General features: G+C 70.3%; 18 protein-coding genes and 1 pseudogene. 8 read left to right on the top strand and 11 right to left on the bottom strand.

Annotated elements, in window-relative coordinates:
• Positions 1 to 76: 76 nt before the first annotated feature.
• Positions 77 to 835, bottom strand: coding sequence for an SDR family oxidoreductase (locus tag IE294_RS34125; protein WP_189892599.1), 759 nt, complete (start codon positions 833 to 835; stop codon positions 77 to 79).
• A gap of 306 nt (positions 836 to 1,141) precedes the next feature.
• On the bottom strand, positions 1,142 to 1,840 hold the full coding sequence (locus IE294_RS34120) for a sigma-70 family RNA polymerase sigma factor (RefSeq protein ID WP_189892597.1): 699 nt from the start codon (positions 1,838 to 1,840) through the stop codon (positions 1,142 to 1,144).
• Positions 1,841 to 2,116: 276 nt separating this feature from the next.
• Between IE294_RS34120 and IE294_RS34115 the strand changes: the two genes are divergently transcribed.
• Positions 2,117 to 2,524 (top strand): OsmC family protein, encoded by a 408-nt coding sequence (locus tag IE294_RS34115; RefSeq protein WP_189892595.1) that lies wholly within the window; start codon positions 2,117 to 2,119, stop codon positions 2,522 to 2,524.
• Positions 2,525 to 2,565: 41 nt separating this feature from the next.
• Here IE294_RS34115 and IE294_RS34110 read toward each other — a convergent pair whose 3' ends face one another.
• The 5 genes from IE294_RS34110 to IE294_RS34090 form a co-directional block, all read right to left on the bottom strand.
• Entirely contained in the window at positions 2,566 to 5,337 is a 2,772-nt protein-coding gene (locus IE294_RS34110; RefSeq protein ID WP_189892594.1) for a helix-turn-helix transcriptional regulator, read from the bottom strand.
• A gap of 86 nt (positions 5,338 to 5,423) precedes the next feature.
• Positions 5,424 to 5,765, bottom strand: a complete 342-nt coding sequence (locus IE294_RS34105; RefSeq protein ID WP_189892592.1) for a hypothetical protein — start codon at positions 5,763 to 5,765, stop codon at positions 5,424 to 5,426.
• Between the two features lie 157 nt (positions 5,766 to 5,922).
• Positions 5,923 to 6,642: an alpha/beta fold hydrolase gene (locus tag IE294_RS34100; RefSeq protein ID WP_189892590.1), complete on the bottom strand. Its 720-nt coding sequence runs from the start codon at positions 6,640 to 6,642 to the stop codon at positions 5,923 to 5,925.
• 95 nt (positions 6,643 to 6,737) lie between these two features.
• Positions 6,738 to 7,688 (bottom strand): alpha/beta hydrolase, encoded by a 951-nt coding sequence (locus IE294_RS34095; RefSeq protein ID WP_189892588.1) that lies wholly within the window; start codon positions 7,686 to 7,688, stop codon positions 6,738 to 6,740.
• A gap of 165 nt (positions 7,689 to 7,853) precedes the next feature.
• A complete protein-coding gene (locus IE294_RS34090) occupies positions 7,854 to 8,642 on the bottom strand; it encodes a DUF427 domain-containing protein (protein ID WP_189892586.1) in 789 nt (262 codons plus the stop codon).
• A gap of 241 nt (positions 8,643 to 8,883) precedes the next feature.
• On the opposite strand from IE294_RS34090, the gene IE294_RS34085 reads away from it, so the two are divergent.
• From IE294_RS34085 to IE294_RS34070, 4 genes are all read left to right on the top strand, one after another.
• Positions 8,884 to 9,354, top strand: coding sequence for a carboxymuconolactone decarboxylase family protein (locus tag IE294_RS34085; protein ID WP_189892584.1), 471 nt, complete (start codon positions 8,884 to 8,886; stop codon positions 9,352 to 9,354).
• Positions 9,355 to 9,512: 158 nt separating this feature from the next.
• Positions 9,513 to 10,475: an alpha/beta fold hydrolase gene (locus IE294_RS34080; protein WP_189892582.1), complete on the top strand. Its 963-nt coding sequence runs from the start codon at positions 9,513 to 9,515 to the stop codon at positions 10,473 to 10,475.
• Positions 10,472 to 12,007 carry an MFS transporter gene (locus IE294_RS34075; protein ID WP_189892580.1) on the top strand — a complete coding sequence of 512 codons (1,536 nt, stop codon included), beginning with the start codon at positions 10,472 to 10,474 and terminating at the stop codon, positions 12,005 to 12,007. Before IE294_RS34080 ends, IE294_RS34075 begins: the two co-directional genes overlap by 4 nt.
• Before the next feature lie 124 nt (positions 12,008 to 12,131).
• Positions 12,132 to 12,626: a cupin domain-containing protein gene (locus tag IE294_RS34070; protein WP_189892578.1), complete on the top strand. Its 495-nt coding sequence runs from the start codon at positions 12,132 to 12,134 to the stop codon at positions 12,624 to 12,626.
• Between the two features lie 193 nt (positions 12,627 to 12,819).
• Here IE294_RS34070 and IE294_RS34065 read toward each other — a convergent pair whose 3' ends face one another.
• Positions 12,820 to 13,272 carry a cupin domain-containing protein gene (locus tag IE294_RS34065; RefSeq protein ID WP_189892576.1) on the bottom strand — a complete coding sequence of 151 codons (453 nt, stop codon included), beginning with the start codon at positions 13,270 to 13,272 and terminating at the stop codon, positions 12,820 to 12,822.
• A gap of 285 nt (positions 13,273 to 13,557) precedes the next feature.
• Between IE294_RS34065 and IE294_RS34060 the strand changes: the two genes are divergently transcribed.
• The 3 genes and pseudogenes from IE294_RS34060 to IE294_RS34050 all read left to right on the top strand — a co-directional run.
• Entirely contained in the window at positions 13,558 to 14,298 is a 741-nt protein-coding gene (locus tag IE294_RS34060) for an SDR family oxidoreductase (RefSeq protein WP_189892574.1), read from the top strand.
• A gap of 112 nt (positions 14,299 to 14,410) precedes the next feature.
• On the top strand, positions 14,411 to 17,098 hold the full coding sequence (gene aceE / locus IE294_RS34055) for a pyruvate dehydrogenase (acetyl-transferring), homodimeric type (protein WP_189892573.1): 2,688 nt from the start codon (positions 14,411 to 14,413) through the stop codon (positions 17,096 to 17,098).
• Between the two features lie 112 nt (positions 17,099 to 17,210).
• A pseudogene (locus IE294_RS34050) lies at positions 17,211 to 18,404 on the top strand (2-oxo acid dehydrogenase subunit E2); the annotation flags it as partial.
• 120 nt (positions 18,405 to 18,524) lie between these two features.
• Here IE294_RS34050 and IE294_RS34045 read toward each other — a convergent pair.
• From IE294_RS34045 to qcrB, 3 genes are all read right to left on the bottom strand, one after another.
• Positions 18,525 to 19,124: a GNAT family N-acetyltransferase gene (locus IE294_RS34045; protein WP_229917561.1), complete on the bottom strand. Its 600-nt coding sequence runs from the start codon at positions 19,122 to 19,124 to the stop codon at positions 18,525 to 18,527.
• A 75-nt stretch (positions 19,125 to 19,199) separates the two neighbouring features.
• On the bottom strand, positions 19,200 to 20,042 hold the full coding sequence (locus IE294_RS34040) for an alpha/beta fold hydrolase (protein ID WP_189892567.1): 843 nt from the start codon (positions 20,040 to 20,042) through the stop codon (positions 19,200 to 19,202).
• A gap of 252 nt (positions 20,043 to 20,294) precedes the next feature.
• On the bottom strand, positions 20,295 to 21,914 hold the full coding sequence (gene qcrB, locus IE294_RS34035; RefSeq protein ID WP_189892565.1) for a cytochrome bc1 complex cytochrome b subunit: 1,620 nt from the start codon (positions 21,912 to 21,914) through the stop codon (positions 20,295 to 20,297).
• Between the last annotated feature and the right edge of the window lie 153 nt (positions 21,915 to 22,067).

Raw genomic sequence — 22,067 nt, 5'->3', positions numbered from 1 at the left:
GCGTGACGGTTCCGCGGAACGACCGCCCGGGGGCTTGCTCGCCGCCGACGGACGACGGGCCCACCCCCGTCGCCGGTCACCGACCGGTTGTCATGGACCGCCCCAAGGAGGCGAGGTGTTCGTCGAACGTCCGGCGGCACTGGACGTACTCCCCGCGCGGCAGCAGGCCGCCTCCTGACATGGCGTTGCCCACCTTGCCGGGAAGTGTCACCGGCACGACGAGCCGCCGCCGGCCCCGCGAGCGCAGGATACGGCGCGTCATCTCCACCATGTCCAGCCGCTCGGGCCCCGCGATCTCCCGTGCCATGCCGGAAGGGCCCTGTACCGCGTGCTCGACGAGCTTCTCGGCGACGTCCTGGGCGGCGACGGGCTGGGTGAGCATCCTCGGCATCATGACCACCGGTGACCGGTTGTCCAGCAGCGGCTCGGGGAACTCGAAGAACTGGGTGGCACGGAGCACCGTCCACGGCACGCCTCCGTCGCGGACCAGTGCCTCCTGAACGCGCTTTCCGAAGTAGTACCCGAAATCCACCTCGTCGCTGCCGACGATCGACAAGGTGACCAGATGCCCGATCCCGTTCGACCGGGCGGCGGCAAGCAGGTTGCCGGTGACCCGGGAGAAGAAGTCGACCGCGGTCTTCCTCCTCGTCGTGACGATGTTCGTCACATCGATCACCGCGTCACTGCCGGACAGCCTGTCTTCCAGGCCGACGCCGGTGGCCAGGTCCACGCCGTGCGAACGGGCGAGAACCACAGGTCGGTGTCCCGCGGCCCGCAGCTCCGCCACGACGAACTTCCCCACCATGCCGGTTCCTCCGGCCACGGCCACCCGCATGTGATTGCCTCCTCGTAACGACGACGGATCCCTGCTCCGCCGTACAGACAAGGCAGGCGCTCCCGCTGTGACACGACGAGGTGGGAATGGCCGGTCTCACGCCGTCGGGGTGGGCGGCCACCCGGTGAGCACGGTGCGCGGCTGCCGGCGGGAGGTGATGCCGAGCTGCTCACGGGCGGCACGCGGGCCGTCCGGCAGTCGGGCACGTTGGCCGCCGGATGGTCCGGGAGGGCGGTCCTGCCGATGCCGGCCTCCCCGCGCACCACATGGACGGCGCTCCGGCCGGCTCGTACCTTCGCCGCCAGCTCATCCATGATCCGACGCGCTCATGGGTTCTCCGGTGTCGCTCAGGAGGACCTGCTCGAGACGGGCCAGGTCGCCCACCTGTGCGGCCGCGAGCAACGCCTGCACCAGCCGGCGGTGCGCGACGACATCCACGGGCTGCCGTCGCCACGGTGCATCGAGACGCTGCTGTGCACGGGTGACCTGCTGCCTGGCGTTGGCGACGGAGAGGTCCAGGAGCCCGGCGATCCGGTCGTACGGGTATCCGAAACCCTGCCGGAGGACGTACACGGCGCGCTGCTGGGGTGTCAGCTTCTCCAGCAACAGGGCGACCGCTCGCTCCACGGCGTCCTGCCGCTCGGCCACCGCGTCCGGCGTGGCATCGGGGTCCGGCGGATCCGGAAGCCACGGGGTGGCGCAGTACTCCCGCCGTCTGCGAGCCGACTGGAGCACGTTGATCGCCACCCGTACGGTGATCGTCCGCAGCAGCGCCGGAGGGCTGTGCACGGCTGTGCGGTCGGTACGCTGCAACCGCAGCCATACCTCTTGCATCACGTCTTCGGCCTCGCTCGCGTTGCCGAGGATCCGATAGGCGATGCTGATCAACGAGGGCCGGGCCCGCAGGAACACGGACACCGCGCCCTCCAGATCGTCGATCGCCGAGGCCATCGCGCGGCTGTCCTGCACCGGCGAGCGTCTGCGTTCCCTCAGATACGTGTCCACGGTCGGCTCCTGCCGCTGGAGTGGGTGAGCGACGTCGGAGCGCCGCGCGACCAACCCTCGCGCGGCAGCGCGGCGACCGCGCCATGGAGAACCCGTGGGAGGCTGCGTGGTGGTGCCCTGGTGATGCCCTGGTGGGCCGCGCCGCGCACCGCGGCAGGGGGCCCGGGACAGCACTGCGCTGTCCCGGGCCGGCCTGTCACACACACGTGCGCCGCTCGGTCTGTGCGAAAGGGGATGAGCTACCCGGTCCCCGCACCTCGGTCGAGAGGAAGACCCATGAACACACGCATCGTGTCCATTGCCGAAGGCAGACGGCTCACCCGCTCCATCGCGGTCGGCCCCCACACCCTGACGGCCGACGAACCCGAGCCCATCAGCACCGACGCGGGTCCCACCCCGGGTGAGCTGCTCCTGGCGGCGCTGGGGTCCTGCACTTCCATGGCCGTGCGGGCGCTGGCCGACCGGCACGGCTGGGCACTCGACCGCATCGACGTGGCCGTACGGTTCGGTGATCAGGGGCGCATCGTCAAAAACGTCGGGCTGACCGGCGATCTGGAGCCGGCGCAACGGGAGCAGCTGCTGGCAGCCGCCGAGCGCTGTCCCATTCACCGCCTGTTGACCAGGGAGGTCAAGATCGTCACCGTACCCACGTTGCTGGCGGAGCCGGACGTTTCCCCCGCCTAGCCGCGCCCCCGGTGACCGGGCCCGCCCGGAAACCGGGCGGGTCAGGACGTCGCCGGCGTCCCTTTGAGTGGCACGGAGCCGATCTCCTTGCGGGAGGAGATCCCCAGCTTCGCGAAGATCTTCCGCAGATGCCATTCGACCGTGTGCGGGCTGAGGAACAGCCGGGCGCCGATCTCCGGGTTCGTGAAGCCGCCCTGGGCGAGTCGCGCGATCTCGACTTCTTTCGCTGTGAGGTCCACCGGCGTCGCCGAGGCGCGTTTGCGCACCTTCACGCCCACGGCCTGCAACTCGCGTCGAGCACGTTCCGCGAATGCCTCGGCCCCGGCTTCTCCGAGCATCGTGTGCGCCTCGCTCAGCTGGGAACGGGCCTCGGCCTGTCGCTGTTCCAGGCGCAGCCATTCACCGTAGCGAAGCCGTGCCCGTGCGCCGTCCATCCGGGTCTGTGCCATGTCGAGCCGCTCGATCGCTTCCCCGTGCAGGACGTCGGCGTCCTGCCCCTCGCTCACCAGGGCACGAGTGGCGGCCGAGATGCCGAGCGCCCAGTCGGTTCCGCTGACCTGGGCCATCTCCTCGATCGTGCGCACGGCCTCGGCCGCCTGCGCGGTCCGCCCCAGTCGTACGGCCGCTTCGACGAGTTCGACCCGGGACTGGAGGGACAGTCCGAGTTCCTGCGGGTTCTCGCATCCACGCTCGGCGGATGCGAGGGCCTCCTCGTATCGGCCGAGGCCGTTGTAGAGGACCGCCGCCGCCCACTGGGTCGCCGTCGTCACCTTGCCCTCGTCCCGAAGGAGACGGTCGTGCGTGAGGGTTTCGATCGCCTGCCGGGTCGTGGACTCCCGTCCCTTGAAGGGCTCCACGACGAGTGCTCCGTAATACGCGAAGAAGCTGCTGCCCGTGGCTTCGCCGATCGCGTTCGCTTCCACGGCCAGGGAATCCGCGCCGCGGAGGTCGCCGGCGAACACCCGGTTCGACAGGCGCAGGAGGAGGGCCGAGGGCAGAACGGCAAGCGCTCCGTTGCCGCGGGCGAGGTCGACCAGCCGTGCCGAGAGCTCGGACCAGGCGGCGAAGTCCCAGGTGCTGTGTGCCATGCGGCACACAAACGGAAGCCATCCCAGACCTTCCTCCCGGGAGAGTCCTCCCGTACGGAACGCGTCGACGGCCTTCCGGAGGATCGGCGCACCCGCGGGGTATCCCTCAGTGATCACACGTGCGAGACCGGTCAGGAGAAGACCTTCACGGCTCACGGTGTCGACATGGCCCGGCGCGCTCAGCACCGCCTCGGCGACGTCACGGACCCCGCCCGTGGCCAGCCGACCCGCGGTCAGGGCTGCGTAGATCGCGTCCCGGTACGTCTCACCGGCGAGCACGGAGTCGTACGGCTGGAGCCGCTTGGCCGCTTCGAGCAACAGCGGCAGGCCGGCGCCGGCGCTCTTGGCCGCGGACATGATCTGTCCCCGGAGCAAGGTCGCCTGTGCGGCTCCGGCCTCGTCGAGATGGCTCAGTTCCGCGGCATCGACCAGTTCCCGTGCAGCGTCGAAGGCGCCCGCCTGGTATTCGGCCTGCGCCGCGGCCAGGGCCCTGGCTCCGCGGCGTACGGGATCCGGGGTCAGTTCGGTGGCCCGGTGCAGGAAGGCTGCCGCCGCAGCGACCCCGCCGCGCGCCTGCGCCCGCCCGGCGGATCCCTCCAGTTCGGCGGCCACGGCCTCGTCCGGTCCCGTCACCGCGCTCGCCAGGTGCCATACGCGGCGTTCGGGATAGAGCCTCGCGTCGATCGAGTCGGCCAGGGCTGCGTGCACGCGCCGACGTTCCTCGAAGCCGACGGCGCGGTACGCCGCGGAGCGAACCAGCGGATGGCGGAAGCGCACCCACATGCCGAGCGTCATCAGTCCCGAGGCCTCGGCGTGGGCCACGGCGGTGTCCACGGAGATTCCCAGGCGCTCGGCGGCATCCCGCAGCAGGGCCACGTCACCGACCGGCTCGATGGCGGCGATGAGCAGCAGTTGTTGCGCCTCCGCGGGAAGCGACTGGATCCTTCGCAGGAAGCCCGCCTCGATCTGACTGGACAGGGGACGGGCCTTGGGCCCTGCGAATCCTCCGGCCATCTCGACGGCGGTCAGGCCTCGCGGCAGCTCCAGGAGGGCCAGCGGATTGCCGCGCGTCTCGGCGATGACGCGGTCGCGCACACGCTGGTCGAGCGGCCCGGTGACGACGGAGTCGAGGAGTCTGCGGGACTCGCGCTCGTTCAGTCCACGCACAGCGAGCTCCGGCAGGTCGGCGAGGATCTCGCGGGAGCCGGACTCGCGGACGGCCAGTACGAGCAGAATCGATTCGGCAAGCAGCCGGCGAGCGACGAATTCCAGAACCTGGGCCGACACACGGTCCAGCCACTGCGCGTCGTCGACCAGGCAGACCAACGGCTCGTCGCCGACGGCCCCGGCGAGCAGACTCAAGGTGGCCAGACCGACGAGGAACCGGTCGGGCGCGTCACCGACCTGCATTCCGAACGCTGTGCGCAGTGCGTTGCGTTGCGGCTCGGGAAGATCATCGAGATGGGACAGCAGCGGAGCGCAGAGCTGATGCAGCCCGGCGTAGGAGAGCTCCATCTCGGACTGCACCCCGGCAGCCCTGACGACACGGCATCCGGTGGCACGGTCGCGCAGGTGGTTCAGCAACTCGGTCTTCCCGATGCCCGCCTCACCGCGCAGCACCAGAACCCCGCTTCGCCCGGCCCTGGCCTGCGTGAGAAGGTCATCGAGAACCTTGCACTCGTCCCGCCGCCCGAAGAGTCCGGTCCGTGCTCCGTCCCTCGCCATGACAGCCTCCCGGCCGCCACGATACCTTGGCGTTCAAGGACGTCGAGCCCTTCCCGAACATGCCCCCCGGTCGCACGGCGCGGGGATCAGGACACCGATCCCACGACGACGGCCGTGCACACGAACGTCAACACGGTGATCACCGCCATGGCGATCACTGTTCCGCGCAGCCATCGACCGAACCGGATGTTGTTCGCCGTCTCGGCCGCGCCGACACTGTCGGCGATGTACTTCGTCACCATGCGGGCCACGTACTTCTGCTCCTCCAGATACCACAGCTCGATATCCCTCTTCTGTTCGTGGGTCAGCCCGTCCATCCTCGCGGTGAAGGCCGTCACACGCCGGCGAGCAGCAGTGAGATGAGCCTCCCGGTACAGATATGCCTCTATGTCGACCAGTCCACGAGCTGCCTGCTTGTTCATGTTCATGATGCGTTCCCAGAGTCGGTGGCCCGGCGCTCGGCACCTGGACCGGGCTGCGGGGCGGGGCAACGGCCATCGGCGCGTGCTTCCCGACGCGCCTGCGGGCGGCCGACCGCCACTCGATCGGCCGCCCGGCGGGGCCCGATGCGCCGGGGCCGGCGGTTCAGCCGGTCGCCTGCGCCGCCTCGTTGATCAGGCGCGCGACGTCACCGGGACGCGAGACGCTGACCGCGTGGGAGGCGGTGACGCTCACGACGGTGGCCTTCGCGCGTTCCGCCATGAAGATCTGCACCTGGGCCGGGATGTTCCGGTCCTCGGTGGCCACGAGAACCCACGACGGGAGGTCCGTCCACGCCGGGGTGGAGGCACCCTCCGCCAGCGCGACGTCGGCCACGGGTCGCTGGGTCGCGGCCATGACCGCCGTGGTCTCCTCCGGAACGTCCGCGGCGAACTGCTGGTGGAACTTGCTCTTCTCGATGTAGAGATCCGTGACCTGACTGCCGTCCGGCAGGGTGACCGGTACCGGGTGGAGCGCCTCCCCCAGGGTGCTGCCCGGGAACTTGCCGGAGAGGGTGACCGCGCTCTCGCCCTCGTCCGGCAGGAAGGCCGCGACGAAGACGAGTGCCTTGACGTTGTCGAGGCCGACGGCGGCGTTGCTGATGACCGAGCCGCCGTAGGAGTGGCCGGCAAGGACCACTGGGCCGTCGATGGAGGTCACGAGTTGTCTGACGTACTCGCTGTCTTTGGCCAGTCCGCGTAGCGGATTGCTCGCGGCCACCACCGGGTAGCCGTGCGACTGGAGCCTTTCGACGACGCCGTTCCAACTGGAGGAGTCCGCGAACGCGCCGTGGACGAGGACGATGGTCGGCTTTTGTGCACTCATAAGAGAGTGGCCTTTCATTTTGCCTGTGAAGTACGCCGGTGAGGACACCGGTGAATGGGATCCTCCGGAATTGCCGCGCGAGAACGACCAGTTGATCAGTCGGTTCCCAGCGCCTTGCGCAGCACATGGACGGCCTGCTCGATCGCCGCGGTCGAGGCACGAGTTCCGCGAACCGGGTTCAGCATCATGAAGTCGTGCAGAGTGGCGTTGTAGCGGACGCTGGTGGTCGGCACGCCGGCCTGGATCAGCTTGCGGGCGTACGCTTCGCCCTCGTCGCGCAGTACGTCGTTCTCGTCGACCACGACGAACGCCGGCGGCAGCCCCTGGAGGTCTTCCAGGGTCGCGCGCAGGGGCGAGGCCGTGATCTCGTCACGCTCGGCCGGGTCGGTGGTGTAGGCGTTCCAGAACCACTCCATGGCCTTCGCCGTCAGGTGCGGACCGTGGGCGAAGAGCCGGTAGCTCTCGGTGTCCTGCCCGGCGTCGGTGACGGGGTAGTACAGCGACTGGTGCAGGAAGGTGACGTCGCCGCGCCGCTTGGCCAGGTGAGTCAGGGCGGCGCTCATGTTGCCGCCGACGGAGTCACCGGCGACGACCATACGGGAGCCGTCCAGACCCTCTTCGGCGCCCTTGGTGGTGACCCACTGGGCGGTGGCGTACGCCTGCTCGACGGCGACGGGGTACTTCGCCTCCGGCGAGCGGTCGTACTCGACGAAGACCAGGGCCGCCTCCGCGCCCACGGCCAGTTCACGCACCAGACGGTCGTGGGTGCCGGCGTTGCCGAGGATCCAGCCGCCACCGTGCACGTAGAGGATCACGGGCAGGACGCCGGTGCTGCCGACGGGCTTGATGACGCGTACCCTCACGTCACCGGCCTCGGCGGGGACAGTGATCCACTTCTCGTCCACGTCGAGCTTGTCGATCGGCCCGGACTGGACGTCGTCGAGCAGCTTGCGGGCGCCCTCGACACCGAGTTCGTACAGCAGCGGCGGCTTGGCGGTGGCGTCGGCGAATTCCTGTGCGGCGGGTTCGAGAATGATGTCGCTCACGGCATACTCCTCGCGATGGGGTGGGTTTGGAAGGACTTTCCACCTCAGGAGACCGGGCCGGGAGTCGAAGTGTGACGCGTCGGTGAAAACGGCGCGTAAACCGCTCACCGGCCACGGCCTTTCACGAGGAATCCTGTGCAGGCCGGGCCGGCTGGTCCGGCGTCGTCAGTCAGCGGCCGGCCGGGTGGGGTCGGTGGGCTTCGGCAGCAGGAAGCCGTCGACGTACAGATCGACGTGCTCGTTGTAGAACGCGGTCAGTCCGGCGATGCGGTTGGCGTGGATGGTCGGGAAGTCGTACATCCAGGCGATGTCCTCGTGGGAGGCGGTGTCGCTGTCGAACGACCAGTAGCTGCTCGTCGTCCCCTTGTAGGGGCATCGGGTCACCGTGTCGGAGTGCCGCAACCTGGTCCAGTCGATGGTCGTACGGTCGAGGTAGTAGCGGGTCGGCAGGCCCGTCTCGAACAACTTCACGCAGTTGGGGGCGTCCGCCAGCACCACACCGTCCACCTCGACTCTGACGCTGCTGCCGGAGCGCAGGGCGTCCACGCGGGAGTACGGGCTCCGGGGATGGACGAAGACCGGCTCGTCCTCCTCGAACCAGAAGTCCAGCGCCTCCCACTCGAAGCGCACGGTGTCGTGCAGGGGTCCCGGGGCGCCCTCTCCCCAGACCCACGCCGCCCCCGGCCGGACCTCCGAACCCACCCGCAGGGTGTGACGGTGCGCCGGGCCGGCGCCGAGGTGCTCCGTGTGCTTGTCGTCGTCGAGCACACCGTCCACCAGGTCCTCGACCGGGATGCTGAACTGGGGGTAGGCCTGCCACTCCCAGACGTACAGCGCGCGGCGGGTGTCGAAGACGACACGGCCGCCGATCATTCCCCGGACGCGGCGGGGTACGGGCTCGACGTGCCCGACCGGGACGATGAGGCTCGGGTGCAGGACACTCTCGGTTGCCATGGTGATCACCTTGAATTCGCTGAATGGTGCGCTCGCCGTGCCCGGTGTCCGCGGTCCAGGATGACCGCCCTCGGGCCGACGGGCCTCACCTGCTTGTTGTCACACGGTGCTGCGGATCGTATTGCACCGATCCGGACCGCGTCCTGGTCCGACGGGAGTGACTCGATGACCGACGGTGTCACAGATCGAAGGGGCTCCCGGTCAGTGAGCTGTAACTGTTCCACACTTGAGGAGTTCCGTCATGGACGCGCGTGTCAACTACTTCGGCAACGCCCTGGCCGGCAAGGTCATGAAGCACCTCAACTCGGCCGGCGCGGCGGTGCACTCGGCCCTCCCGGTCGCCACTCAGGAGCTGGTGAAGATCCGTGCCAGCCAGATCAACGGCTGCGGCTTCTGCACCGACATGCACACCAAGGACGCCGCCGCCGCCGGTGAGGACCAGCAGCGTCTGAACCTGGTGGCCGTGTGGCGCGAGGCCACCGTCTTCACGGACGCCGAGCGTGCCGCGCTTGAGCTGGTCGAGCAGGGCACACGCATCGCGGACGGCGCGGACGGCGTGTCGGACGAGGCATGGGCGAATGCCACGAAGCACTACGACGAGGACCAACTCGTCGCGCTGATGTCGCTGATCGCCGTCATCAACGCCTACAACCGCATCAACGTCATCAACCGGCAGCCCGCCGGCGACTACAAGCCCGGCATGTTCGGCTGAGTCAGCCGCTCCGGCTCGGCCGGCCGCGGACCGTCCCTCGCCTGGTCGCCCCGACCGTCGACCAGGCGTCGGACGCCGCCCCGCCCGGTCGGTCGAAGTCCGCCCGGCGGCACGGAGCCGGGAGCGACCGCCGCGGGCCTTGGAACCCAGAGGACCCCATGTCTGAACGCCACGCACTCGCCCCTCTCCGGCGAGTCAGCACCGACGTACTGGAAGTCGCCTACTACGAGACGGGTTCCGGAGACGACACCGTGCTGCTCCTGCACGGTTTCCCCTACGACATCCACAGCTACGCGGACGTCGCCCCGCTGCTCGCCGAGAGCGGGTTCAGGGTGGTCGTCCCTTATCTGCGGGGCCACGGGCCCACCAGGTTCCTGTCCGAATCGACTCAGCGCTCGGGTCAGCAGGCCGCTCTGGGAGCCGACGTCGTCGCCTTCCTGGACGCCCTGGGCGTGGAGCGGGCCTACCTCGCCGGTTACGACTGGGGCGGGCGCGCCGCCAACGTCGCCGCGGCCCTGTGGCCCGAGCGCGTTCTGGGCCTGGTCTCGGTCAACAGCTACCTCATCCAGGACATCGGCGCGGCGATGGAACCCGTCGCACCCGAACGGGAGGCGGGCTTCTGGTACTTCTACTACTTCCTCACCGAGCGGGGCCGGTCCGGTCTGGCCGCCGACCCGCAGGGGGTCGCCCAGGTCATCTGGAAGCGGAACTCCCCCAAGTGGGCGTTCCGCGAGGAGGATCTGGAGCGGACGGCGAGGGCCTTCGCCAATCCCGACTACACCGACGTCGTCATCCATTCGTACCGGCACCGGCTCGGTTTCGCGCCGGGTGCCGAGGCGTACGCGAACCTTGAGGCACGCCTCGCCGAGCTGCCCGTGATCACGGTTCCCACCATCACCCTCGACGGCCTGGCCGACGGCAACTTCCCCGCGGCGGACGGTTCCTCGACCGCTCGTCACTTCACCGGCCCCCGGCTCCACCGCAAGGTGGCGGACGCCGGCCACAATCTTCCGCAGGAGAGCCCCGAGGCGTTCGCGGCTGCCGTGCGCGACGTGCGCGTCCTGCGCCAGGAGTACGCCGGCCGCGACGGCTTCACCGGACGGAACCAGGACACGACATGACGCACTCCCCCGCTCCGGACGACTCCGCCCCGCTCCGCCTCGCCAGTGCCCGGGGACGGTGGACCCTGCTGGCCACCGTTCTGGGATCCACCGTGGTGCTGGTCGGCTCGACCGTCACCAACGTCGCTCTGCCGCGCATCGGTGACGACTTCGACGCCGACCTCGCCGTGCTCCAGTGGACGGTGAACGCCTACATGCTGACCCTGGCGGGTCTGATCCTGCTGGGCGGCTCCCTGGGCGACCGCTTCGGGCGGCGCCGCATCTTCGTCCTGGGCCTGGTGTGGTTCGCGGTGGCCTCCCTGCTGTGCGGTCTGGCTCCGGACACCACCACGCTGATCACCGCCCGAGCCCTGCAAGGCGTCGGCGGTGCTCTGCTCACGCCCGGCTCACTGGCGATCATCGAGGCCTCCTTCCACCCGGACGACCGACCGCGCGCGATCGGTCTGTGGTCGGGCTTCGGCGGTGTCGGCGCGGCCCTCGGGCCGTTTCTGGGCGGGTGGCTGGTGGACGGTCCCGGCTGGCGCTGGACCTTTCTGCTGAGCATCGTCCCGGCGCTGCTGTGCGTGCCCGTAGCACTGCGCCACGTCCCGGAGTCCGTCGGCACACCCCGGACGGACGGGGCCCTCACGGCCGGCACGGGGGGCCGGCGGCGCATCGGTTTCGACATCCCCGGCGCCGTCCTGGGTGCTCTGGCACTCGCCCTGATCACCTACGCGCTGACCGAGGCCCGGGACGGCGGACCGGTGGCCGTCGGCGCGTCCGTCGCCGGCGTCGCGGCAGGTGCCGCGTTCCTCCGCGTGGAGCGGCGCAGCAGCGACCCGATGATGCCGTTGTCCGTCTTCTCGTCCCGGCAGTTCACCGCTGTCAACCTGATCACCCTGTGCGTCTACGCGGGCACGGGCGGCTTCTTCTTCGTGACCGCTCTGCAACTTCAGATCGTCGTCGGGTACTCGGCGCTGGGAGCCGGTGCGGCCATGCTGCCCAACGCAGCGCTGATGCTGCTGTTCTCGTCCCGGTCCGGGATGCTCGCCCGGCGGCTGGGGCCGCGGATGCCGCTCACCGTCGGCCCGCTGGTGTGCGCGGCGGGCATGTTGATGATGCTGCGGGTCGGTCCGGGCGCGTCCTATCTCCGCGACGTCCTCCCCGCCCTGCTGGTGATGGGAACCGGCATGGTCGTCATGGTCGCTCCGCTGACCGTGACCCTGCTGTCCTCGGTGGACTCCGCGAACGCCGGGCTGGCCAGCGGCATCAACAACGCCGCGGCCAGGGCGGCCGGGCTGGTGTCCGTGGCGGCGTTGCCCCTCCTGGTCGGGATGGGACCGGACGCCTACCGGTCCGACGCGGCCTTCGACACGTCGTTCAGCCGGGCGATGCCGCTGTGCGCGGGCCTGCTGGCCGTCGGCGCGTCGGTGGCCTTCGGCACGCTGCGGCAGACCGCCGCGGCTTCCCGTGCGCTGCACGGGCGGACACACGGCTGGCTGATGGAGCCGCCGCTGGTGTCCCGCTTCATCCACCACCAGGCCGCCGAATGACCCCCTGCCGGGGCCCCGGCTGTCACACCGGCGGACGTCCGCCGGTCTCGTTGTAGGAAGGACCGCTGCACGGCGGTTCACCCCGGCGTGTCACCACGCGCCCGCCGCAGGAAGGGATCCAGATATGTCGTACCCGTACCCGGAGCAGAAGTACTGGGGAGAGGACGGTGAGGTCAGCGCCGTCTTCCGGCCGGCCAGCACACCGCCGGCGATCGGTGAGAGCGGTACCGGCAAGGACGCCACCCACTACCTGGCGACCACGGGGACCACTCGGGGCGAGTTCGGGCTGTACCGGGTGGAGATGCGGCCCAGGGCGGGCGGCCCCAAGACGCACTTCCACAAGCGGATCTCGGAGTCCTTCTACATCCTGGACGGCACGGTGCGCGTGTTCGACGGTGTGCAGTGGGTCGATGCGCGCAAGGGAGACTTCCTGCACGTGCCCCAGGGCGGGCTGCACGCCTTCCGGAACGACTCCGATGCTCCGGCCGACATGCTGCTCCTGTTCACCCCGGGTGCCCCGCGCGAAGAGTACTTCGAGCAGGTGTCGCAGCTGGCGCACGCCTCGGAGGAGGAGCGTGCCGCGTTCTTCGACAAGCACGACTCGTACTTCGTGGAGTAGGAGACACCGACAGGCGGGGCCCTGCGCCCGTGACACCCCGGCGGTAACCGGTGTCACGGGCGCAGGGCCCCGCCTGTCGTGTGGACGGCCGGCCCTGCGTGCTACGGAGCAGGTCATGCGGCCCCTGGCACACAGCGCGGACATGCCGCCGCCCGCCGCCGTGGGGCAGCGGACGGCGGCCGGACGTCCCGGGTCAGGCAGTGGGCCGCGGTGCGCGCAGGTGGGCGCGCTCCTTGAGCTCCTGCTCGTCGACCAGCTCCAGCATGGGCTTGCCGGGGGCGCACATCATGGTGACGATGAATTCGGTCCGCTCGTCGGCGAGGGCGTTGCCGTCCTGGTAGTGGATGGCGTCGCCGCCCGGCTCCCAGAAGGTGCCGCCGGCTTCGATGACGCGCTCGGGCTCGCCCTCGAGTTCGAAGCGGACCGCGCCTTTGATGACGTAGCCGAACGCCGGGCCGGAGTGGCGGTGCGGCGGGGTGCCGGGGTCGCCGGGCTCCCACTGGACGTGGATGGTCATCGCCGAGGCACCCTCGGGGACCGTGATGGGCGAGGCGTCCTGGAGCATCTTCGCCGCTCGGGTCCAGCTCGGGCCGTCCTCGCCACCGGTTCCGTGACCGTGGTGGGCGTGCTGTGAGTTCTCCGACACTGAGTCGCACCTTCCGTGGTTCCATCGTGTCCGGGCGGCACATCCTCCGCCGTGCACGTGGTCATGTCCGGTCGTGAAGACCGCTCGTCCTCCTGACCGGGTGGCCGACGGATCTGTGACACGGGGCGGTGGCCGGGGGCGGCCGGCCCCCGCGGCGGGGTGCGGTGTCACAACGACCGGACGCGACCTGTCTAGGTGTGGTGAGCACGGTGGCACGCCGACGTCCGCCACCGCCTTCGACGCATACCCAGCGGGGTCATCGGCCCCTGGACGGAAGAGACCCAGATGAGAGTCGTCGTTGCAGGTGCCACCGGTCTGATCGGTTCCAGGACCGTCGCAAGGCTCCGGGACCACGGGGTGGAGGCCGTGCCGGTATCCCGCGCGGCAGGGGTCGACGTCAGCACCGGACAGGGTCTCGACCAGGCACTGCGCGCCGCCGAGGTGGTGGTCGACGTCACCGACGCACCCTCGCGGCGGCAGGAGACCAGCACGGCGTTCTTCACCACCGCGGCGGGCAACCTCCTCAAGGCCGCCGCCGCGGCGGGCGTCGAGCACTACGTGGCGCTGTCGGTGGTGGGCGCCGACCGGGTCGGCTCGGGCTACTTCCGGGCCAAGGCGGCGCAGGAGGACCTGGTGCGGCACACCACCGTTCCGTACTCCGTGGTGCGCGCCACCCCGTTCCACGACTCCGTGGCGGCCGCCGTGGCGGCCGGCACCCGGCCCGACGGTGTGCACGTGCCCCCGTTGCTGCTGCGTCCGGTCTCGACGGACGACGTCGCCGCGGCGGTCGCCCACGTCGCGGTCGGTCTGCCGCGGTTCGGGGTGCTCGAGATCGCCGGCCCGGAAGAGCTCCGGTTCGAGGACGTCACCGCCGAGCTGCTCACCTCCCTGGGCCGGCCCGGCCCGGTGATCGCCGACGCCCAGGCCCCGTTCTTCGGCGCGGTACTCCAGGAGCGGGCACTCCTTCCCGGGCCGGCCGCCCATGTGGGCCACCACACCTTCAGCCAGTGGCTCAGGAACCGCTGAGTCCGCCGGGCGGCGACGCGTCGTCGCCCGTGACCCCCACCGACCGCCCCGCGGCGCCCACCGTGTCCGCGGCCGGCGTCGCCGGCACCCACGCAGTGACAGGAAGGCTGCCATGAGTGATCCGTCCCGGCCCACCGCCACCTCTGTGACAAGTGAGCTCGACCAGCTACCCGACCGTGACCGTGAGGAGACCGCCGAATGGCAGGCCTCCCTTGACGCCGTGGTGCGGAACGCCGGGCCGGAGCGGGCGGCTTACCTGATGCGGCGGATGCACGAATTCGCCGCGGCGACGGGGACACCCCTGCCCGGACTGCTGTCCACGGACTACATCAACACCGTCCCGGCGGCCGCACAGCCGGAGTTCGACGGCGACCTGGAGATGGAGTCCAGGATCACCGCGTTCAACCGGTGGAACGCCGCGGCCATGGTCACCCGGGGCTCCCGGCTGGGACTGGGCGGCCACATCTCCACCTATGCGTCGGCGGCCTGGCTCTACGAGACCGGGTTCAACCACTTCTTCCGGGGCAAGGACGGTGGCGGCTCGGGCGACCAGTTGTTCCTCCAGGGGCACGCCTCCCCGGGCATCTACGCCCGGCTGTTCCTCGAAGGGAGGCTGAGCAGGGAGCAACTGGGCGCCTTCCGGCGGGAGGCGAGCGGTCACGGTCTGCCGTCGTACCCGCACCCGCGGCGGCTGCCGTGGCTGTGGGAGTTCCCGACGGTGTCCATGGGGCTGGGCCCGCTCGGCGCCATCTACCAGGCCCGCTTCAACCGTTATCTGCTGGCTCGCGGCATCAAGGACACCTCCGCCTCGCGGGTGTGGGCGTTCCTGGGCGACGGGGAGATGGACGAGCCGGAGTCGACGGCCGCCCTGACTCTGGCCTCCCGCGAGGGCCTGGACAACCTGACGTTCGTCATCAACTGCAACCTCCAGCGCCTGGACGGGCCGGTGCGGTCCAACTCGAAGATCGTCCAGGAGCTGGAGGCGCGGTTCCGCGGCGCGGGCTGGAATGTGGTCAAGACCCTGTGGGGCGAGGCCTGGGACCCGCTGCTGGGCCAGGACACCACCGGCGACCTCGTACGGCGCCTGGGCGAGGTGCCCGACGCGCAGATGCAGACGCTGGCCGCGCGGGACGCCGCGTACATACGCAAGAACTTCTTCACCGGTGACGCCCTGTCCGCCGTGTCCGCCGCCCTGAGCGACGCGCAGGTGGTCGACCTGTTCGAGAACTCCCGCGGCGGACACGAGCCGTTGAAGGTGTACGCCGCCTACCGGGCCGCGGTGGAGCACCGGGGCGCGCCGACGGTGGTCCTCGCCCAGACGGTGAAGGGTCACACCCTGGGTTCGGCGTTCGAGTCCCGCAACGCCAACCACCAGATGAAGAAGCTCACGATGGAGCAGTTCCGTGAGATGCGGGACCTGTTGGGGCTTCCCATTCCCGACAGCGCGCTCGCCGGTGACCAGGTCCCGTTCTGGCACCCGGGGGAGGATGCGCCGGAAGTGCGGTACCTGCGCGAGCGCCGGGCCGCGCTGGGTGGTCCCGCCCCTCTGCGGCGGGTGATCGCCAAGCCGCTGCCGGAGCCGCCCGCCAAGCCCTTCGAGGCGCTGGAGAAAGGTTTCGGCCACCAGGAGGCCGCCACCACGATGGCGTTGGTGCGGCTGGTCAGGGATCTGATGCGTGACGAGCGCAGCGGAGCGCGCTGGGTGCCGATCATCCCCGACGAGGCCCGTACCTTCGGCATGGAATCGATGTTCCCCACGGCCGGCATCTACTCCCCGCTGGGCCAGAACTACGATCCGGTCGACGCGGACCAGTTGCTCCACTACAAGGAGAGCACGAGCGGACAGCTGCTGATCGAGGGCATCACGGAGGCCGGTTCCGTGGCCGAGTTCGCCGCCGCGGCGACCTCGTACGCCACGCACGGCGAGCCGATGATCCCGTTCTACATCTTCTACGCCATGTTCGGCTTCCAGCGCACCGGCGACCAGTTCTGGGCGCTCGGCGACCAGATGGGCCGTGGCTTCGTCGTCGGCGGCACCGCGGGGCGCACGACCATGATCGGTGAGGGATTGCAACACGGGGACGGGCACTCGCACCTGCTGGCCGCCACCAATCCGGCGGTGATCAGTTACGACCCGGCTTTCGCCTACGAGATCGCGGTGATCGTCCGGGACGGTCTGCGCCGGATGTACGGCGAGCAGCCGGAAGACGTCTTCTACTACCTGACCGTGTACAACGAGCCGAAGCACCAGCCGGCCATGCCCGCGCTGCCCGGTATCGAGGAGGGCATCGTCCGGGGCATCTACCGGTACCGGCCCGCCGAACCCGCCGCGGCGGGACCCCGGCTCCAGCTGCTGTCGTCCGGTACGGCCATTCACTGGGCTCTGCGGGCGCAGGAACTCCTCGCCTCCGACTGGAACGTACACGCCGACGTGTGGTCGGTGACGTCGTGGACGGAGCTGCGCCGCGACGCCATGCGCGCCGACGACGCCCGGATGCGCGGTGAGGACCGCACTCCGTACGTCACCCGGGCACTGGCCGGTGCGCCGGGGCCGGTGCTGGCCGTCAGCGACTGGATGCGGCAGGTGCCCGACCAGATCAGCCAGTGGGTCGAGCAGGACTACTACTCCCTGGGCACCGACGGTTTCGGTCTGTCCGACACCCGCGAGGACGTGCGCCGCTACTTCCGCGTGGACGCCGAGTCGATCGTGGTGACCGCACTGGACCGGCTGGCCCGGGCCGGGCAAATCCCCCTGGCGACCGTCGCGCAGGCCCGCGCCCGCTACGGCCTCGACCGGTGAGCGGCGGCGAAACGCGACTGACCCCCCATGACGCAGGTCATGAACGACAGGTTCGGAGGGCCCTTGCGCCCTGCCGGTCCGTGAGGAGCTGAACGACATCATGACGGTTACCGTGACCCTGCCGGCCCTCGGCGAGTCCGTCACCGAGGGCACCGTGACCCGCTGGCTGAAACAGGTCGGCGAACACGTCGAGGCCGACGAGCCCCTGCTGGAGGTCTCCACCGACAAGGTCGACACCGAGATCCCCTCCCCCGCGGCCGGCGTTCTGCTGAGCATTGCCGTCGCCGAGGACGAGACCGCCGAGGTCGGCGCCGAGCTCGCCGTCATCGGCACGGCGGACGCCGTCCCGGCCCCCGCGCCCGCGCCTCCGGCCGAGGCCCCTCAGGCCGCCCCGGCGCCGCCTCCCACCCCGGCGCCGGCGCCGGTCACGCCACCTGCTGCCGCACCCCTCGCCCCGTCGCCGGCCCCCGCACCCGCACCCGCACCCACGTCGGCACCACCGGTGCCGGCGCCGGTCGCGCCGGTGTCACCCGCGCCCGCTGTGCCGGCCGCCCCGGCGGCGCAGGAGTCCGTGCTGCGCGGCCGGACGGTCCGGATGAGCCGCATCCGCAGAGCCATCGGGGACAACCTGAAGAAGGCCCTGCTGGAGCAGGCGCAACTGACCAGTACGGTCGAGGCCGACGTCACCCGGCTCATGCGGCTGCGAAACCGGGCGAAGGACGGTTTCCTGGCCCGCGAGGGCGTCAAGCTGTCCCCGATGCCCTTCTTCGTCAAGGCCGCGGCCCAGGCGTTGAAGGCGCATCCGGTCGTCAACGCCAGGATCAACGAGGCCGAGGGAACGATCACCTACTTCGACACCGAGAACGTCGGCATCGCGGTCGATACCGAGAACGGGCTGATGACCCCGGTGATCAAGGCCGCCGGCGACCTGACCGTCGCCGGGATCGCCCGGGCCGTCCACGACCTGGCGGACCGGGCCCGCAGTGGCCACCTCACCCCCGACGACGTGTCGGGCGCGACCTTCACGATCTCCAACACCGGCTCGCGCGGCGCCCTGTTCGACACCGTCATCGTGCCGCCGCGCCAGGCGGCGATCCTGGGCGTGGGCGCGACGGTCAGGAGGCCCGGGGTCGTGCGCAGCGCCGGTGAGGAGGTCATCGGTATCCGGGACCTGGTGCACCTGTCGTTGTCGTACGACCACAGGCTGGTGGACGGGGCGGATGCGGCTCGCTACCTGACCACGGTCAGGGAGATTCTGGAGTCCGCGGCGTTCGAGGACGACCTGTACCCCGACGCCGGGACGTGAGGCGTGCCGACGCCCCGGTGAAGGTGCTGTTGAAACAGCCGGTGCGGAACACTGTGTTCCGCACCGGCTTTTCCTTTCGGGCCGGTACCCGGTCCGGCTGACCCACACAACAGTCGGTGATCACCGGTGCCCGGCGCGGAGGAGGCGACTGAGCCGGCGGCCGGGCAGGCCGACCACCAGCTCACGTGTCTGGACCCAGGCGGTGACGGTGCCCCCCTCCTCGCTCCGGTGCACGGCGACGGGCACGTGGCGCAGGAGGGCGTCCATCCGTTCGTCGCCGGACAGGACGATGCCGTAGAGCGTCTCCCAGCCGCCTCTGAGCGCGTGGTGGCCCAGATGGTGCAGCAGGCGGGTACCCAGCCCCTGGCCCTGCCAGGAGTCCTCGACCAGAAGCGCGGCCTCGACGGCCGAGTGGTCCGGCATCAGATGGCCCACGGCGATGATGCGGCCGGTGGTGTCCCGTGCGGCCAGGTGGACCGAGCCGGGGCGGCCCAGCAGAGCGGGCAGGTAGGTCTGGGGGTCGGCCATGGCCCGGTGGTAGCGGGTCCACAGGGTGTGCGAGGAGCAGCGACGATGCATCGCCACGAGGGGAGCGATGTCGCCGGGGCCTATGGGAACGATCCGCGGTTCGCGGCGCATGGGCTGGTCCTTGCGCGGCCGGGCCCGGCGCGGGATGCGCACGGTCGGACCGGCGGTCGGGGGAACGGGGTTCGCGCGCATGGAAGCGTGGAACGCCCACGGGACCGACGTGGACCGAACGGTCCGTGTCAGTCCCGTGGGCGTGACGCGGAAGGGTCAACGCACCGAGCGCGCGGCGTCCTCGATGACGTCGGTGACCTTGCCGGGCTGCGACACGCTCACCGCGTGGGACGCCCGGACCTCCGTGGTGTGGGCACCGGCCCGCTCGGCCATGAACTCCTGAGCCTTCGGCGGAATGTTGAGGTCCTGCGTGGCGACCAGGACCCAGGACGGGATGGTCTTCCAGGCGGGCTCCGCCGCGCCCTCGGCCAGGGCGGCATCGGTGACCGGTCGCTGGGTGACGGCCATCAGGTCGGTCTCGTTACGGGGTACGTCCGCCGCGAACTGGTGCCGGAACTTGTCGTTCTGAATGTAGAGATCGGTGCCTTCGGAACCGTCGCCGTTCTTGAACGGCACCGGGCGCAGCGCGTCACCGAGGGTGCTGCCGGGGAACTTACCCGACAGGTCGGCCGCGCTCTCGCCCTTCTCCGGCAGGAAGGCGGCGAGGTAGACCAGCGCCTTGACGTTCTTGTTGCCGGTGGCGGCATTGCTGATGACCGAGCCGCCGTAGGAGTGACCGGCCAGGACGATGGGACCGTCGATGCCGGCCAGGACGTCCTTGAGGTAGGCGGAGTCACCGCTCAGGGAGCGCAACGGGTTGGCGACGGCGACCACGGGATAACCGTCGTGCCGCAGTCTCTTGATGACGCCGTTCCAGCTCGTGGAGTCGGCGAAGGCACCGTGGACCAGGACGACGGTGGGCTTGGGCGCCCGTACGGGGGCGCCCTTGTCGGCGGAGGCAGGGGCGATCGTGGTGGCGAGGAAGCCCGCGGCGATGGCGGCGCCGGCCAGAACGGTGAGGGAGGTGCGGGCCCGGCGTGCGCGGGAGGTACGGGTCATGTCGAATGCCTTTCGGACGGGATCGGGGCGCCGGCTCCCGGAGGGGGATGCGGGCCTGTACTGAGGGGGTCGATGACCTTGCACGGGCAAGGGCGGCGGCCGGGCCGACGCGGCGGCGCAGCCCGGCGAACTGCCGTGGGCGGCGGGCCGATTGGCCCGTCGGTTTCTCCTGCCGCCTTCCACTCCTGTGCCGGGAGACCTGCCGCAGGTATGACATGGCGTGACGACAGGTCCTGGAGTGTGCGTCGGCGATCAGGAGTGGTGGCGGCTGCTGATCTCGGTGTACTCGGACGCTGTGGGCTTGGGAACCTGCGTCCCCGAACCGTAGAGGACACGGCTGAGCCCGACGCGCAGACGCAGCGCACGCCGGGGCACGGCGCCGTCCGCGTCCCGCACGGGTGCGGCCTCCAGGGGCCGGTACTGCGTGTGGGCGGTCAGGACGTGCAGTTGCGCCTGGGTGAGCGGCTCGTGAACCTCGACGTACTCGCCGTGCGGGAGCCGTTTGATGATGCCGCTCTCACGCCCGTGCAGCACCTTGTCGCGGTCTTGCCGCTGGAGTTCCAGTGCCACGCGTTTGGTGACGAAGAAGGCCAGGGCCGGGACGACGAACAGGCCGATGCGCACGGTCCAGGTGACTGCCTCGACGGAAACATGCAGATGAGTCGCTATCAGGTCGTTGGCGGCACCGACGAGCGCCACCGAGTAGACGCTGAGCCAGGCCACGCCCAGGGCGGTCCGCACCGGGCGGTTGCGGGGGCGGTCCAGCAGGTGCTGTTCGCGGTCGTCGTCCGTGACCCAGGCCTCGAGGAAGGGGTAGGCACCCATGGCGAGGAAGAGCAGTACGCCGATCAGCAGGGGCAGGAAGTTGTCCAGGGCCAGGGTGTGGCCCCAGAACGCGATCTCCCAGCCGGGCATGACCCGCAGCAAGCCGTCGGCCACGCCCATGTACCAGTCGGGCTGGGAGCCGGCGGAGACCTGGTCGGGGCGGAACGGCCCGTAGTTCCACACCGGATTGATCTGCGCGACGGCGGCCATGAAGAAGATCACGCCGGACACGAGGAAGAAGTAGCCGCCGGCCTTGACGGCGTACGCGCGGAACGGGATGCCGACGACGTTGGTGTTGGTACGTCCGGGCCCGGGGTACTGAGCGTGCCGGTGTCGTACGGCCAGGACCAGGTGGCCGACGATCAGGGCGACCATCAGTCCGGGGATGACCAGGACGTGGAGGGTGTTGAAGCGGGCGATCAGGTCCTCGCCGGGGAACTCTCCGCCGAAGAGGAAGAACGACACGTACGTCCCGACGACCGGGATCGAGAGGATCGTGCCGTTCACGACCTGAAGTCCCGTTCCGGACAGCAGGTCGTCGGGCAGGTCGTAGCCGGTCAGGCCCGCGAACATGGCCAGGATGAGCAACAGGAACCCGAACACCCAGTTCAGTTCGCGTGGCTTGCGGAACGCGCCGGTGAAGAAGACGCGCAGCATGTGCGCGAAGACGGCGGCGACGAAGACCAGCGCCGCCCAGTGGTGGGCCTGGCGGACGAGGAGCCCGCCGCGGACGTCGAAGGATATGTGCAGGGTCGAGTCGAATGCCTCCGACACCGGCTGGCCCCGCAAGGGGGCGTAGCTGCCCTGGTAGACCACGGAACCGGAGGAAGGGTGGAAGTAGAAGCTCAGGTAGGCGCCGGTGAGCAGCAGGATGACGAAACTGTAGAGTGCGATCTCGCCGAGCATGAACGACCAGTGGTCGGGGAAGACCATGCGCCGAGCGGAGCGGGCCAGGCGGCGGTAGCCGAGTCGGCCGTCCACCCATTGGGCGAGCCTCTCCCCCGTGCGCTCCTGCCCCGGCTCGGCCGGCCGGCTGTCGTTGCCCATCTCTTCACCATTCATTTCTGCATCACCCGAAGCTCGCTGCGTCTGATGGCGCCGCGGTCCCGGGCACTGCCGTGGGTCCGCGACACTGGCGTGTTGCGAGGGCTCCCGTCGCCGTGCGGCCGTAGCTGTCCGTGCCGTGTGCGTTCCGCCGGC

Source organism: Streptomyces canarius (genome assembly GCF_014650735.1).
GTDB classification, from domain to species: Bacteria; Actinomycetota; Actinomycetes; order Streptomycetales; family Streptomycetaceae; genus Streptomyces; species Streptomyces olivaceoviridis.
The sequence above is the reverse complement of the archived record's forward strand: the minus strand, read 5'-3'. Positions and strand labels throughout refer to the sequence as shown.

Bases quoted from the DNA above. Each gene is read 5' to 3' on its own strand.
- IE294_RS34125 (WP_189892599.1), bottom strand. From the start codon at position 835: ATGCGGGTGGCCGTGGCCGGAGGAACCGGCATGGTGGGGAAGTTCGTC.
- IE294_RS34115 (WP_189892595.1), top strand. From the start codon at position 2,117: ATGAACACACGCATCGTGTCCATTGCCGAAGGCAGACGGCTCACCCGC.
- IE294_RS34110 (WP_189892594.1), bottom strand. From the start codon at position 5,337: ATGGCGAGGGACGGAGCACGGACCGGACTCTTCGGGCGGCGGGACGAG.
- IE294_RS34105 (WP_189892592.1), bottom strand. From the start codon at position 5,765: ATGAACATGAACAAGCAGGCAGCTCGTGGACTGGTCGACATAGAGGCA.
- IE294_RS34100 (WP_189892590.1), bottom strand. From the start codon at position 6,642: ATGAGTGCACAAAAGCCGACCATCGTCCTCGTCCACGGCGCGTTCGCG.
- IE294_RS34090 (WP_189892586.1), bottom strand. From the start codon at position 8,642: ATGGCAACCGAGAGTGTCCTGCACCCGAGCCTCATCGTCCCGGTCGGG.
- IE294_RS34085 (WP_189892584.1), top strand. From the start codon at position 8,884: ATGGACGCGCGTGTCAACTACTTCGGCAACGCCCTGGCCGGCAAGGTC.
- IE294_RS34080 (WP_189892582.1), top strand. From the start codon at position 9,513: ATGTCTGAACGCCACGCACTCGCCCCTCTCCGGCGAGTCAGCACCGAC.
- IE294_RS34075 (WP_189892580.1), top strand. From the start codon at position 10,472: ATGACGCACTCCCCCGCTCCGGACGACTCCGCCCCGCTCCGCCTCGCC.
- IE294_RS34070 (WP_189892578.1), top strand. From the start codon at position 12,132: ATGTCGTACCCGTACCCGGAGCAGAAGTACTGGGGAGAGGACGGTGAG.
- IE294_RS34060 (WP_189892574.1), top strand. From the start codon at position 13,558: ATGAGAGTCGTCGTTGCAGGTGCCACCGGTCTGATCGGTTCCAGGACC.
- aceE (WP_189892573.1), top strand. From the start codon at position 14,411: ATGAGTGATCCGTCCCGGCCCACCGCCACCTCTGTGACAAGTGAGCTC.
- IE294_RS34045 (WP_229917561.1), bottom strand. From the start codon at position 19,124: ATGCGCGCGAACCCCGTTCCCCCGACCGCCGGTCCGACCGTGCGCATC.
- IE294_RS34040 (WP_189892567.1), bottom strand. From the start codon at position 20,042: ATGACCCGTACCTCCCGCGCACGCCGGGCCCGCACCTCCCTCACCGTT.
- qcrB (WP_189892565.1), bottom strand. From the start codon at position 21,914: ATGGGCAACGACAGCCGGCCGGCCGAGCCGGGGCAGGAGCGCACGGGG.